This window comes from Pseudanabaena sp. UWO311 (assembly GCF_006937785.1).
Lineage (GTDB): Bacteria > Cyanobacteriota > Cyanobacteriia > Pseudanabaenales > Pseudanabaenaceae > Pseudanabaena.
In genome coordinates, this window is record NZ_SJEE01000010.1 from 111,850 (window position 1) to 125,365 (window position 13,516).

The following is a 13,516-nucleotide window of genomic DNA, read 5'->3' on the forward strand; positions in this document are numbered from 1 at the left end:
CTGCTTAGCAGGCGCTTTGCCCAAAAGATGAGAAGCGCCGCTTCTCATCTTTTGGAGTTCTCGATGAATATCCAAGTTTGTAGAACCTCGGCAACAGTCCAAGCTTGAGCAATACAACCACGCGATCGCATCGGGGCATCACCATCAAAGATCTCACTCAAACTGCCTAAACCTCCAGCTTGCATATGATGAGACATTGGCTGGAGTATTGCATGAGCCTGTTCGGGATTTTGATAGACGCGCAGATGGCTCCGTATAAATGCGCCTAGCAGCCAGCCCCATACGGTTCCTTGATGATAAACGCTATCTCGTTGATATGAGTCACCGCCATAATGTCCGCAATAGTCTGGATGATCGGGAGATAGCGATCGCAATCCGTAGGAAGTGAGTAGCGATCGCCCACATGCCTCAACAATACTTTTTTGTTGAACTTCAGTTAATAGGGGCGAAATAGGCAGAGATACGGCAAAGATTTGATTGGGGCGTAGAGTATCATCGTGACATGCTGTGCCGTCTGAATTTAAGACATCATAGCAATAGCCAGTTGATGGATTCCAAAACTGTTGAAATCCAATTCTGGCTTGATCTGCGAGTTTCTCATAACGATCATGGGGTTTGCCAATCTTCTGAGCGATCGCGGACATAGTCTCTAAAGCACAATACCAAAGCACATTAATTTCTATGGGCTTGCCAATGCGAGGCGTGACGACCCAGTCACCAATCTTGGCATCCATCCAAGTTAGTTGCACTCCTGACTCACCTGCATAGAGCAAGCCGTCACTATCGAGATGGATGTTGTAGCGAGTACCTTGGCAATGCCAATCGATAACTTCTTCTAGAGCAGGAAAGAGATGCTCTAATAGTTGATCGTCTCCAGTTGCCTCATGGTAGGCACGGATTGCCTCAAAGTACCAAAGTGTGGCATCGACCGTATTGTATTCTGGCTTCTCACCGACATCAGGAAAGCGATTAGGAAGCATTCCGCGATCGAGATATTGAGCAAAGGTAAGTAGAATGGAACGCGCTATTTCTGGACGACCCGTTGCTAACGTTAACCCTGACAGACTAATCATCGTATCTCTTCCCCAGTCAGAAAACCAGTGATATCCAGCAATAATCGTTTTGCCATTATCTAGCTCAGGACGATCCACAATAAACTGATCAGCGGCTAGCACTAACTGCTTGATCCAATCTGGCGCTGACTGAGTTGAGATTTTGGAGAAATAGTTTAAGGAATAAAAAGAGTGCCAAGTCTCTAAAAGCTTTGTTTCGCGATCGCGCGCCAGTTGTAAAGCAACTTTGCTATCTAAGGAAGCACTCGCATCAGTGCTAGCAAGAATAGTTAAAGCTTCTCCTACTTCCAGTTTTACATCAAAAGTAACAACATGAAGATGATCTTCGCGATCGCTTAATCCACGCTCTCGTTCTATCGCGAGGTAAAATCCTTTATACCAATCATGTGCAAGCGTTAAATCACCGCGATCGCTAAATAAATAGAATGGAGTTGCAGTCGGAAAAGCCCTAATACAGACTCCTTTCTCAATACGATCAACTTGCATCTGCCAATTGTCACCGATGGTATTGCCGTGGTAATCACGATAGTTAACTAATGCTTGAATTGAGAGCATCATTGGAGAACTACCACGCTCTAGAGTGTATTGAATATAGGTAGTATTTTGTCCATGTTGCATCCATATCCGCTTTTGGAGTAGCGCATCAGCACAAGCAAAGCTCCATTTTGGTATGTTTCCTTCTAATGCGAAACCTTCAATATTTTGATAACCAGTTGGTTCCACAGATCCATCTGACCAACGATTAGTATGAAGAGGATAATGCTGACCTCTATATTTTATAGTTTCATCTAATTTGGAGACCAAGAGAGATCGCTCTAATGGTGGTTTGAGTGCGCCTACCAATAAGCCATGATAACGGCGGGTCAGCATCCCCGAGATCGTTCCAGAGGCATAGCCACCAATACCATTAGTCACTAGCCATTCATATTCTTCTGACTTAGTGCGATCGCCACAAATCTCTCTTCCAAAATTGATGCTCATTTTATTTATGTATTCTGCATGGATCTCAATTCATACCAATTCACAAAAGTGTGACGACACTTCTGTGAATTAAAAAATAAACCCAGTAAGGGTTTTAAAAACACTTAATGGCTAAGCCTTTTAGTGTTTGGGTATCACCCTAACAGATTTAGTTAATCGATACCTGTACTTGCGATAAAAGATTGCTTAAACGTTTTGGGTGTTTTTATAGGGTTATCCTCAGCAAAAAATTATTTAGAGATTGTCTTAAAACATGGGTTTAAATATTCAGCAGAGATATAATTATTTCCTCTTCATGGCTCAACTCTAATATCAATATATAGATATACAATGGCTCAAGAATTTCCTGAAATTCCTAATTCCCAAGATCGCGCAGTTGGTAGGTGGTTCCTCGCGATCGCTACTCTTATATTTGGTGCATCTAATGCGATTGCCAGTAAATTGCACGATCTTGGTGATACACATCTAATTGATGGCAGAAATCCGATTTCCTTTTGCAATAGTCTATTTGTTGGAAATATCTGCGAATTAGGTGTCTTAATCTTCTTGTACCATCGAGAATGGAACATGAAACAGTTAAAAAACATCAACTTAAAAAGTTGGTTTTTCTTAACTGTTGTCACGCTCCTAAGCGGTGCATTGGCTCCAGCATTGATCTTTACGGCTCTAGACAGAACTGCAATTAACAATGTGATTTTAGTTGGTAGAATTGAGCCAGCTCTAATTTTAGCGTTATCAGTTTTAATTCTTAAAGCCAAAGCAAATACTTGGGATATAGCGGGTGCGATCGCAACTTTTATTGGTGTGGCTTTGATTATGCTACTTCAGTCAAGTAGTAGCTTAGTGTTTGCGAGTGGAGAGATTTTAACTGTCATTGCCGCAATTGCATTAGCGATCGCTTCTACTCTTAGTGATGTTCAACTGGTTAATATTCCTCTCGGTTTTTTCAGGGTTTTCAGGACATTGATCGGGACTTTAATCTTTGGTGCGATCGTAATTGTGCTATTTGGTTTTGAGCATTTTATCGATGTTTTTTCACCTTTTTTATGGCAATGGATGCTGATTTATAGTGTTGTGATTGTTGTTGGCGGGCAGTTATGCTGGATCGTTGGCTTAAAGAAATCAAAATCTATTGATGTCACGTTAGCTAGCGCTTTTAGTACAATTGCGGGAATCTTATGCTCCTACTTTATTGTTGGTCAGGCTCCCAATATTGCTCAATATGTTGGCGGTGGATTCATCCTTTTGGGAATCATGCTTGGGGATGTGGGTGCATGGGTGCAGAATAAAAAAGCGAAGGGACAACAAACTCATTCTGCGATCGCTATTGATATGGAAGCGGGTTTCAAAGGTGTATAGACTAAATTCTTCGAGTAATTTTTGATATTTAGTATCAAGCGATTAACCAGCAAGTGAGTGCCGCCGCGATCGCATCCGCAGCATCATCAGGACGTGGAATCGTATCGAGACTGAGTTCTCGTTTCACGGCTTCCTGTACATCACTTTTGTCTGCATTACCGTGCCCCGTAAGCGCTTGCTTGATTTGCGGAGGTGAAAACTCAATCGGTTCGATATTGTGTTGGTTGAGAACTAATACAATTACGCCCCTAGCCTGAGCCACATTAACTAAGTTTCCCATCCGATAAAAAAATAGCTTCTCCATTCCCACCACTTGTGGTTGAAACTGCTCAATTAGAGTATGCATATCCTCATAAATAGTCTTGAGGCGATCGCCGATTGGTGTGTGCTTGGGTGTGACGATTGTGCCAAATTCTAATAGTTTTGGTGTAGCAGGTTTTTCAACCTCAATTAAACCAAACCCAACTATTGCTAATCCTGGGTCAATTCCTAAAATTTTCATACAGATAATCTTACCAGAATTCAAATCCTGATATATCGCAATTGCTAGGCTTTGAACTCAAACTCGAACCAAAAAGATTTTTGAAAGTGTTGCAACGCAACACTTTCAAAAATCTTTTGTCATAATTTCCGAGAAAATTACGACAAAAGTATAGTAATAACAGCAATTTTCGATAAAAAAATAAACTTTGCCGTAATTTATAGCGTTTATTCAGTCTAGTGAAGTACGGGTTTGTTTCCCCGCCTTCGGCGGGGAAACAAACCTTTGTACCTCGCTTGCTTGAAAAGCGCTATACTGTCCAACCCATCACAAGTAAAAACACAAAATCTATTGCAGGGCTTCTCGAATGTAACTATTTGAAAAAATTTTTTAAAGTGCAAAGAAATCTTTTTTTGATGGGTACAATTTACAAGGGCATGGGAATAGTCGATTCATTCAAATGAAGCATCTAATTGTTAAAAAACTTCCCCTCAAATTGGAGAACAAATGAAAAAATATCTAGGATTTATAGCAGCAGCTTTTCTTTTAATTGAAGGCGTTGGTGCTGGGTCTGCGATCGCAGGAGGCAAATATGGTGCTGTCGCTACTGGACCTGGTGGGGCTTATGGTTGGGCTTATAACTTTGATAATGGAGAAGATGCAAAAGCTTATGCACTTTCTGCATGTGAGGGAAGTTGTACAGAAGTAGTTACATTTAGCAATGGTTGTGCTGCTGTCGCTAAAGGTGGTGGCTATTTTGGTTGGGCTGCTGCTGGTGACGAAGCAACTGCTAAAAACAATGCCCTTGGTTACTGTGGTGATAGTAGCTGCGCTATCCAAGTGTGGGCTTGTACTGATCATTAGTTTTTGACTAAGACATGCCTCCAAAAATAACGTTGGCTCATTGACAAACTAGGATGTATATCCGCAAAACGAGGTCAAAAGAATTAAATCACCTCGTTTTTGAAGCGTTAGGATCTTTTGGATTTTAATTTTATTTAAGCTTGGCTAATTACCTAATCTCAAATTGGAGAACAAATGAAAAAATATCTAGGATTTATAGCAGCAGCTTTTCTTTTGATTGAAGGCGTTGGTGCTGGAGCTGCGTTTGCTGGAGACAAATATGGCGCAGTAGCGACTGGTGCTAATGGTGCTTATGGCTATGCTTACAACTATGATAGTCGAGCAGAAGCAGAATATGCGGCGCTTGCCAATTGCGGTAGTAGCTGTGATGTCCAAGTTTGGTTTGCTAATGCTTGTGGTGCTGTCGCCAAAGGCGGCGGCTACTTAGGCTGGGCTTGGAATGTTGACAAAGACTTAGCTCAAGCCAATGCTCTAGCGAGTTGCGGTAATGGCAGTTGCGAGATCGCTGTTTGGGCTTGTACTGATCGCTAAAGTAAAGTCTTTAATTCCAAAAAAATAGAGGAGGTGCAAAGCACCTCCTCTATTTTTTTGCTTTTTTGTATTTGCATAAGGCATGTAAATACTTAATCTGAGATGGTTTTGATATATCTGTAAGGCTTTTAAGCTATAATGGCAGAGTGTTTTTGAGTCTTTGCTCAAAACACATCCTAAAAACACTATCAAGAGCGTCTACAAAGTTTTTCTTAACATCAAAGAATTTTCTTGAAAACCTCTTACAAACGACATAACTTCTGGAGTTGTTTACCTTCATGCCTGAGCTCATTACAGAAACTTACAATGCTAATCAGATCCAAGTACTTGAGGGTCTAGAAGCAGTTCGTAAACGACCTGGGATGTATATCGGCACAACGGGGCCCAAAGGATTACATCACCTCGTTTTTGAAGTTGTTGACAACAGCGTAGACGAAGCCCTTGCAGGACATTGCGATCGCATCCTTGTCGAACTTATGCCCGATGGCTCTGTCCAAGTTTCCGATAATGGGCGTGGCATCCCCATTGATATTCACCCCAAGACTGGTAAATCTGCCCTTGAGACTGTACTCACCGTTCTCCATGCTGGAGGTAAATTTGGCGATGGTGGCTATAAAGTGTCAGGAGGCTTGCATGGGGTCGGTATTTCTGTAGTTAACGCTTTATCGGAATGGGTAGAGGTATCAGTATGGCGATTGGATACAGTCTATACCCAAAGATATGAGCGAGGTTTTCCTGCTAGTGAGCTAATTCCGAGTAAGAGCAAAGAGGCAAGACGCGGGACTCAGGTGCGTTTCAAGCCAGATCCACAAATCTTTACAACTCAAACTGAATTTGATTACGATGTACTTGCTAGCCGACTTAAGGAGCTTGCTTACCTCAATGCTGGCGTGAAGATCGAATATTGCGATCGCCGTGGCGCAGAACTTCGCACCGATATCTATTGCTATGAAGGTGGGATTCGTGAATACGTCGCTTACATGACCCGCGATAAAGAACCAATTCACCCTGACATTATTTATGTCAATGGTGAACGCGATAATGTCGTGGTGGAAGTTGCCCTCCAATGGTGTATTGACTCTTACAACGATAATGTTCTTGGTTTTGCTAATAACATTCGCACAATTGATGGTGGTACGCATTTGGAAGGACTAAAAACAGTCCTTACTCGCACCATGAATGCAACAGCTCGGAAATTGAAAAAGCTGAAAGAAGGTGATTCTAATCTTGCTGGTGAGAATGTTCGTGAGGGTTTAACGGCAGTTATCTCGGTTAAGGTTACTGATCCTGAATTTGAAGGACAAACCAAAACTAAGTTAGGAAATACAGAAGTACGCGGTATTGTTGACTCTTTCGTTGGTGAAGTTCTCAATGAATATCTAGAATTTCATCCTGCGGTGGCGACTTCAATTATTGAGAAAGCACTGCAAGCCTTTAATGCTGCTGAAGCTGCCCGTCGCGCCCGTGAGCTAGTCCGCCGCAAATCAGCGCTAGAGTCTTCGACTTTACCTGGTAAGCTCGCTGATTGCAGTTCCCGCGATCCCAAAGAATCCGAAATCTTCATTGTTGAGGGAGATTCTGCGGGTGGATCGGCAAAACAAGGACGCGATCGCCACTATCAAGCGATTCTGCCTTTACGCGGTAAAGTTCTCAATATTGAGAGAGCCGATGACAGCAAGATTTATAAAAACAATGAAATCCAAGCCTTGATTACAGGCTGTGGTTTGGGTATTAAAGGCGAAGACTTTAATGAGTCGCAACTTCGCTATCACAAGATTATTCTGCTTGCTGATGCGGACGTGGATGGGGCGCACATTCGCACATTGCTATTAACCTTCTTCTATCGCTATCAGAGAGAGCTGCTCGATCGCGGATTTATCTATATCGGCTGTCCTCCTCTATATAAATTGGAGCGTGGAAAAAATGCTCAGTACTGCTACAGTGACAATGATTTGCAAGCGGCGATCGCTACTTTCCCGCCTAACGCTAATTACAACATTCAGCGATTCAAAGGTTTAGGTGAAATGATGCCGCAGCAGTTATGGGAAACCACGATGAATCCTGCCACGCGATCGCTCAAACGTCTCACCATCGAAGATGCTGCCGAAGCTGATCGCATCTTCACGATCTTGATGGGCGATAAAGTTGCCCCACGCCGCGAATTTATTGAAACCTACGGCTCGAAAGTAGGGCTTGCGGATCTTGATATCTAAACAAAAATGTACCCGTGGGCGATGTAGCAATTCACCGCCCAGAATAAAAAAAAACGACGCATTGCGCCGTTTTTTTTAGAGTTGCTGATTGACAAATTCACGGAAAGTTTGTGTAGAATTTTGTCGCTGATTTTGATAAGTCTTTAATAGCTGGTCAATTAGATTGGCAACATCTTTAGCAGCGTATTCTGAATATAATTCCTTGCCAAAATCAGTATCTCCATCACCAACATAAACCCTATAAACTTCGGGATGATTAGAGTCTCTTGCTTGTATTCCCACCAAAGCTATATCACTGGGATGATGCTGGGCACAAGACTTATCACATCCTGAAAAATGAATATTGATTGGCTGATCGAGTTTGATGCAGTTTTCTAAATAGGCTGCAACTTGCTTAGCGTCTGATTGTGTATCAGTATGTGCCGACTTACATCCATGATAGCCAGAACAAGCTGCGATCGCAGCATAGGGATGGATCGCAGAAATATCTAAGCCCAAGCCATTAATTTCTCGCGCAACCTGTTCAACTTGCGCCTCCGCAATATCCGTAATCAGAACATTTTGCCAAGGGGTTAACCTTAACGCACCACCACCATATTGTCTCGCCAAATCCCCTAATCCTTGAAACTGGAGTGCAGTCAATCTTCCTAATGGAATGACCACCCCAATATAAGCTAGTCCCAATTGACGTTGACTGTGAATACCCAAATGATGATAAGCAATTCTTGTTCTACTCTCCTGTGAGAGAAGCTCTAAGGATGAGCGTCTTAATGAATAACCAAGCTTCGCTTCAACAAGTTGCAAATAACGATCTACACCCCAAGCGCCGATCATTTCTCTTAATCGGGGAGGTCTGGCACAATGATTTGTAGTATTTAATTTCTGCTCCGTATATTCACGATAGACTTCTGCTAAAGTAGCAAGAACTTCTAAAGTTTGTTGCGGATAAACTAATCGACCTACTGCCGATGGAGCATCACCGTGATCTCTACCCAGACGCAGCTCAAAATAAATCTCGTGATCAAACTCAACAGCTACAAAACAAATGTCATTAGGGCGATCGCTTAGGCTAATCGTTTCGCCACCATCAAAGCAAACACTGAATTTATTAGATAGAATCTCTAATTCAGGATGATTTGCTAAATAGAAATTCCATTGTTTAACAAAGGGAATTGTATTGATTAAGGCATGAGGATCAATCCCAGCAGTGGGACTCGCCATAATGTTGCGTAACCCGTCAGTACTTGCCGCACTAGAAGCTAATCCATAATCCTGAAGATCGAGAAGAGTATCAGAACTTAAAGCTTGACTAGTGCGAATTTGCAAATTAGCACGGTTAGTAATTTGAACCTCGCTGTTACCAAATTGATTAGTAATATTGGCAACCACCTCACATTGCGTAGAGGTAATTAAGCCCGATGGTAAGCGCATACGGGAGAGGATGCCATCTTGTGCTGAAGTGGCATTAAATAGACTTGGACAAATAGCTGTAGTAGATTGCAATTGAGAAAATTCCAAAAAAATCATCACATTGAGAAGGCGCAACGCGCCTTCTCAATGTCTATAAACTTAGCGCCGCTTCAATTTGCGATCGCTCTAAGGCTTGACCAATAAATACCAAACGGGTTTGGCGAGGTTCACCACTTGCCCATAAGCGATCATAGGAAGTCTCAAGGCGATCGCCTACGCCTTGTAACACCATGCGCATCGGTTTATTCGGCACATTCACAAAACCCTTAATGCGATAGATTTCCTGATCAGCGATCACTTGTTTGAGCGAGGTAAGTAGCTGAGTTGGCTCAAAAGCGCGATCTGTCACGATATTAATCGAATTAATATCATCATCATGCTCATGCTCTTCTTCCGTATCATGATGACTAGGACGCGCATCGAGATCATCCTCAACCGCCGCATTAAAGCCCAATAGAATCTCTGAGCTAATCTTGCCTTCATCACAAGCAACAACCTTCACACCATCGCGCAATTCTTGCTTTAACCAAGACTGAACTTTGGCTTTAGCTTCAGCATCAACTAGATCGGTCTTAGTTAGCACCACCAAATCTGCACAAGCCAACTGATCTTCAAATAGCTCCTCAATCGGAGTTTCATGATCGAGATTGGGATCTTCCTGACGTTGAGCATTCAAAGCATCAATATCAGTTACTAATCTGCCACTAGCCACAGCTTCGCAATCTACGACTGCGATCACGCCATCAACAGTTGCCCCATTGCGAATTTCTTGCCAACGGAAGGCTTGAATTAAGGGCTTTGGCAGAGCCAATCCAGATGTTTCAATCAGAATGCAGTCAATGCGATCGCGGATTTTAAGTAACTCTTGCATGGTTGGCAAAAATTCTTCCTGCACGGTGCAGCAAAGACAGCCATTCGTCAATTCCACAATGTTTGGGGTGATTTCTTTGCCATCTTCATCGCACACACGACAAGAACGCAGTAAATCACCATCAATACCAATCTCACCAAATTCATTTACAAGTACAGCAATCCGCCGACCTTGATTATTTTGTAACTGTTCCCGAATCAGGGTGGTCTTGCCACTGCCTAGGAAGCCAGTAATCACAGTTACAGGTATTTTCGCTGCCATAATCTTCTCTAAAAAACTTAATCAATGCATTCAAAGCCCTGTACTCAAGTACGGGCTAAGAGCTAAAACCCGTTGAAACGGGTTGAGTTTTAGTCGGTTTCAACCGACTTTCGCTTTTAGCCAAGAACTCAAGTTCTTGGCTTTTTTTGCATAAGACAAGAAGTATCTAACCCTTAGGTGCTGGCAGAATTAGAGATGAAATATTGGAAGCTAGAAATGCTGCTCCAATTCCACAAATTACCAATCCAGCCGATCGCAAGTTAGGAGCAACTTGAGCAAAATCACCCTTCATCACTTTTTGACCAACAAAAAATGCTGCGCCTGAAATCACTAACTGAATTACAGTAAATCCACACAAATAAGCAACTAAAGCTGTGGTTTGTGCACCAAAAATCGCTTCGCCGTATGCGTAGCCGTGAAATAAACCTGCGACTATGGATAGCCCAACCATCATCAAAACGTTAGGGCTATTCTTAAGTGCCATCAAAACCCCAAACAACAAAATTGATGCAGATACGACCAATTCCACTACTGGTAAGGTTAAACCTAATAAATGAATTCCTGTACCGAGCATTGCCGATAAAACGAAGGAAATTGGAATCAGAATGCCTTGGGGCTTAATTGCAGCAAATAAACCAACTGCAACAATAAATGCAAGGTGATCGAATCCAATCACGGGGTGGGCTAAGCCCGATAGAAAACCTTCAAAAAAGTTGCTGGGCATTTTGCCGCCCATGGCGTGGTGTGCTGAGGCGGGACTAGCCACAACCAAAAGACTAAAACCGATCATAATCACGATCGCCTTAGACTGGACTGACGCAACAAGCTTAGATAAATTCATATTCTGTAACTCGCAGATATAGACAATGAAACTAGTTCTAGCGGGCATCCTGACTTTAAGCATCTTATGATTTGACTGCTTTTACAGTTGCGGTACAGCGTTGGACTTTCACCAAACTTTCCCCATTTTTCAAACCAAGCAAATATAAATGATTTACTTGATTTCACCTTTTTAACGACTGATCCCCGTTAAAACTAGAACAACTTTCTGACTCTACAATAATTCGTAGTGCTTTGTTAACAAATACTCATAGATTTACAAAGCAGCAATTCTCATGATGAAGCCGATTGATTCCAGCGCTAAGACGCTGGAATCAATCGGCTTTTGAGAGCAAGCCTATAGCTTGCTCTCAAAAATCGATTTTTATGAGCCGAGTATGGATTGTAAGTAACTGGGCGTAATTAAAACTAAAACCCGAAAAGATAAATCGCCTGCTGCGCTGGCAGTTTATCTTTTCGGGTTTTAAGATTTCTTAGCTACTTAACTTCAAACTATATTCAGTATTTTGCAATTTTCATAATTTAGAAAAGCTGTTTCTAAAATTGGAATAAAACAGCTTTAACTTTTTATCTTATGAATCGTACTGATTCCTCTCAGGTTGGCTTTCAGAGGCTAAAAAGACAATTAGAACAATAGCACCTACAAAAGGAACGAATGCAATTAATAGCCACCAACCACTACGACCTGTATCGTGAAGTCTTCTAATACCTGCTGCAACAGCGGGCACTAAAATAGCTAGAGAATAAAGACCACCAAGTAAACCAAATCCTGATCCTGGAAGAGTTAAACGTAGTACTCCATCAATAATGCCTAGCACAAGAGTAATCAGAAAATTGAATAAAACAAAGTACCAATACTCATTTCTCTTTGACCTGCCATCGAAATCTTTATACTTTTTTAAAGCCAGTAAATACCATTCCATGTGTTATCTCCCTATAAATCCTTATAAATATTTGTGGTTTTATAAGTTTTCGACTATAGCAGTTTTCTGTCAATTAAACGTCTGTGTTTCAGCGTAAGAAATCCATCTCAAAATATTAGAATATTAGAAGATGTAGATTAAAAAATAGTGAAAGCAAGTAATCTTTTTTATCAGTAATTCTCATGATGTAAATCAGTTTTGAAGCAATTCCGCCGACAGCATACTTGCATCAAAAACGAATTTAGGGGCTAGCCCCTAAATTCGTTTTTGACACTAAGTGGATGGACATAATTAATTCCAAACCCAATTCCTAATTGTTGTGCCCCTGCGGACGCAACAATTAGGGACTTAAAATTGCTGAGTATTGGTTCTGGTTTAGTTTGATAAATAGGAGATGAGCTAGAATATATTACAAAACTACACATTCGCAGGAGTTTTATGGATACCATCGACTTAGAAAAGCTTTTTCAAAAAGGCTACTACGTCACACTAGGCGCAACTTCATCACTGCTTGAGGTAATCCAAGATCCCGCCAAGCGCGAAGAAAATTTCAGAAGGTTAGGGCGCAGTTTTGACGAAATTACTCAAGAGCTTGCTGAAAAGGGTGTAACTACGGAAGCTGAGGCTCGTAGCTATGTTGATAAATTTATTGCACAGCAGGTAAATGGTACTGGCAATACCACTAATTCTGAATCGGCAGGTTTAACCACTGTAACAACGACTGCTAAGACTGTCGATGACAATGCTCCTGATGGCACAGAGAAATCTGATAAATCGGTTAAAGCAAGTATGCGTGATGAGATTCAGGAACTCACCCAACAGCTAGCAAGTTTGCGATCGCAACTTGAGCAATTACGCTCAAACTAGAAAAGAAGAGGCGCTGCGCCTCTTCTTTTCTAAGAATTCAGCAATGGTATTGTAGTAATATCCTAGGAGGCTCGGAATCGGTAATGGCATATAGCGATTTTGATCTAAAAAAGGTTAAACAGAATCTTGGAGTCAATTTAATCGAAAGAGAGAATCTTTTCTCTTCTGTTCAATGTTTTAGTATTAGTGCATATCTTAAAGAAACTCTAGCAGAGAATATCCCTCTTGCTCGTGCCATTAATACTGAAAAAGCCCGATCAGAGTTGATTATTGCTAACATTTTAGTTGAATTAAGAAAAATTCTAGAGCATAAAATAAGTTTGTTTTCTGGCATTGAATTTACTGTTGACAAGGAAAAAGGACTAAATGGATTTTGTGATTTCATCATTAGTGCATCCACAGAACAGCTAATGTTAAGCAGTCCAATTGTTGCTGTTGTAGAAGCAAAAAATGAAAATATTATTGGCGGATTAGGGCAATGTATTGCGGAAATGGTTGCATCAAAAATTTTTAATGAACAAGAGAATGATGAAAGCGTAAAAAGGGTTTATGGAGTCGTCACGACAGGAACAACATGGAAATTTCTAAAAATGGATGGAAGTAATGTGTACATCGATTTAGATGATTACTCAATTGAAAATCCTGATAAAATTATCGGTATTTTATTGGCAATGGTGTCTCAAAATGCATAGTAAGTAGCTAGGCATAATTAATTACATATTCAAACCCGTAAAGTTGCGCCCCGCAGGGGCGCAACTTTACGGGTTTGGGTAATTTATTTT

12 protein-coding genes and 1 riboswitch are annotated in these 13,516 nt (G+C 41.4%); of the genes, 6 read left to right on the forward strand and 6 right to left on the reverse strand.

The features are described 5' to 3' along the window. Positions 1 to 44: 44 nt before the first annotated feature. Entirely contained in the window at positions 45 to 2,054 is a 2,010-nt protein-coding gene (locus tag PseudUWO311_RS10155) for an amylo-alpha-1,6-glucosidase (protein ID WP_142655135.1), read from the reverse strand. A gap of 330 nt (positions 2,055 to 2,384) precedes the next feature. Here PseudUWO311_RS10155 and PseudUWO311_RS10160 point away from each other — a divergent pair, with 330 nt between their 5' ends. Next, positions 2,385 to 3,413 (forward strand): DMT family transporter, encoded by a 1,029-nt coding sequence (locus tag PseudUWO311_RS10160; protein ID WP_142655136.1) that lies wholly within the window; start codon positions 2,385 to 2,387, stop codon positions 3,411 to 3,413. 34 nt (positions 3,414 to 3,447) lie between these two features. Here PseudUWO311_RS10160 and ruvC read toward each other — a convergent pair whose 3' ends face one another. After that, positions 3,448 to 3,915 carry a crossover junction endodeoxyribonuclease RuvC gene (gene ruvC, locus PseudUWO311_RS10165; RefSeq protein ID WP_142655137.1) on the reverse strand — a complete coding sequence of 156 codons (468 nt, stop codon included), beginning with the start codon at positions 3,913 to 3,915 and terminating at the stop codon, positions 3,448 to 3,450. Positions 3,916 to 4,401: 486 nt separating this feature from the next. Here ruvC and PseudUWO311_RS10170 point away from each other — a divergent pair, with 486 nt between their 5' ends. The 3 genes from PseudUWO311_RS10170 (at position 4,402) to gyrB (ending at position 7,502) form a co-directional block, all read left to right on the forward strand. Beyond that, positions 4,402 to 4,758, forward strand: a complete 357-nt coding sequence (locus PseudUWO311_RS10170; RefSeq protein ID WP_142655138.1) for a DUF4189 domain-containing protein — start codon at positions 4,402 to 4,404, stop codon at positions 4,756 to 4,758. Between the two features lie 174 nt (positions 4,759 to 4,932). Continuing rightward, positions 4,933 to 5,289 carry a DUF4189 domain-containing protein gene (locus PseudUWO311_RS10175; RefSeq protein ID WP_142655139.1) on the forward strand — a complete coding sequence of 119 codons (357 nt, stop codon included), beginning with the start codon at positions 4,933 to 4,935 and terminating at the stop codon, positions 5,287 to 5,289. 278 nt (positions 5,290 to 5,567) lie between these two features. Then, positions 5,568 to 7,502 carry a DNA topoisomerase (ATP-hydrolyzing) subunit B gene (gene gyrB, locus PseudUWO311_RS10180; protein WP_190303453.1) on the forward strand — a complete coding sequence of 645 codons (1,935 nt, stop codon included), beginning with the start codon at positions 5,568 to 5,570 and terminating at the stop codon, positions 7,500 to 7,502. A 75-nt stretch (positions 7,503 to 7,577) separates the two neighbouring features. Here gyrB and cobG read toward each other — a convergent pair whose 3' ends face one another. From cobG to PseudUWO311_RS10200, 4 genes are all read right to left on the reverse strand, one after another. Then, positions 7,578 to 9,005 (reverse strand): precorrin-3B synthase, encoded by a 1,428-nt coding sequence (gene cobG / locus PseudUWO311_RS10185; protein ID WP_190303454.1) that lies wholly within the window; start codon positions 9,003 to 9,005, stop codon positions 7,578 to 7,580. Between the two features lie 58 nt (positions 9,006 to 9,063). Next, positions 9,064 to 10,104: a cobalamin biosynthesis protein CobW gene (cobW, locus tag PseudUWO311_RS10190; RefSeq protein WP_142655141.1), complete on the reverse strand. Its 1,041-nt coding sequence runs from the start codon at positions 10,102 to 10,104 to the stop codon at positions 9,064 to 9,066. A gap of 166 nt (positions 10,105 to 10,270) precedes the next feature. Continuing rightward, positions 10,271 to 10,945 (reverse strand): HupE/UreJ family protein, encoded by a 675-nt coding sequence (locus tag PseudUWO311_RS10195; protein ID WP_142655142.1) that lies wholly within the window; start codon positions 10,943 to 10,945, stop codon positions 10,271 to 10,273. 21 nt (positions 10,946 to 10,966) lie between these two features. Beyond that, positions 10,967 to 11,121: riboswitch (cobalamin riboswitch) on the reverse strand. A 395-nt stretch (positions 11,122 to 11,516) separates the two neighbouring features. Then, positions 11,517 to 11,867: a DUF805 domain-containing protein gene (locus PseudUWO311_RS10200; RefSeq protein ID WP_142655143.1), complete on the reverse strand. Its 351-nt coding sequence runs from the start codon at positions 11,865 to 11,867 to the stop codon at positions 11,517 to 11,519. Between the two features lie 438 nt (positions 11,868 to 12,305). Here PseudUWO311_RS10200 and PseudUWO311_RS10205 point away from each other — a divergent pair, with 438 nt between their 5' ends. Further along, positions 12,306 to 12,734, forward strand: coding sequence for a hypothetical protein (locus tag PseudUWO311_RS10205; protein ID WP_142655144.1), 429 nt, complete (start codon positions 12,306 to 12,308; stop codon positions 12,732 to 12,734). A gap of 83 nt (positions 12,735 to 12,817) precedes the next feature. Beyond that, positions 12,818 to 13,426, forward strand: coding sequence for a hypothetical protein (locus PseudUWO311_RS10210; RefSeq protein ID WP_142655145.1), 609 nt, complete (start codon positions 12,818 to 12,820; stop codon positions 13,424 to 13,426). The last annotated feature ends 90 nt before the right edge of the window (positions 13,427 to 13,516 follow it).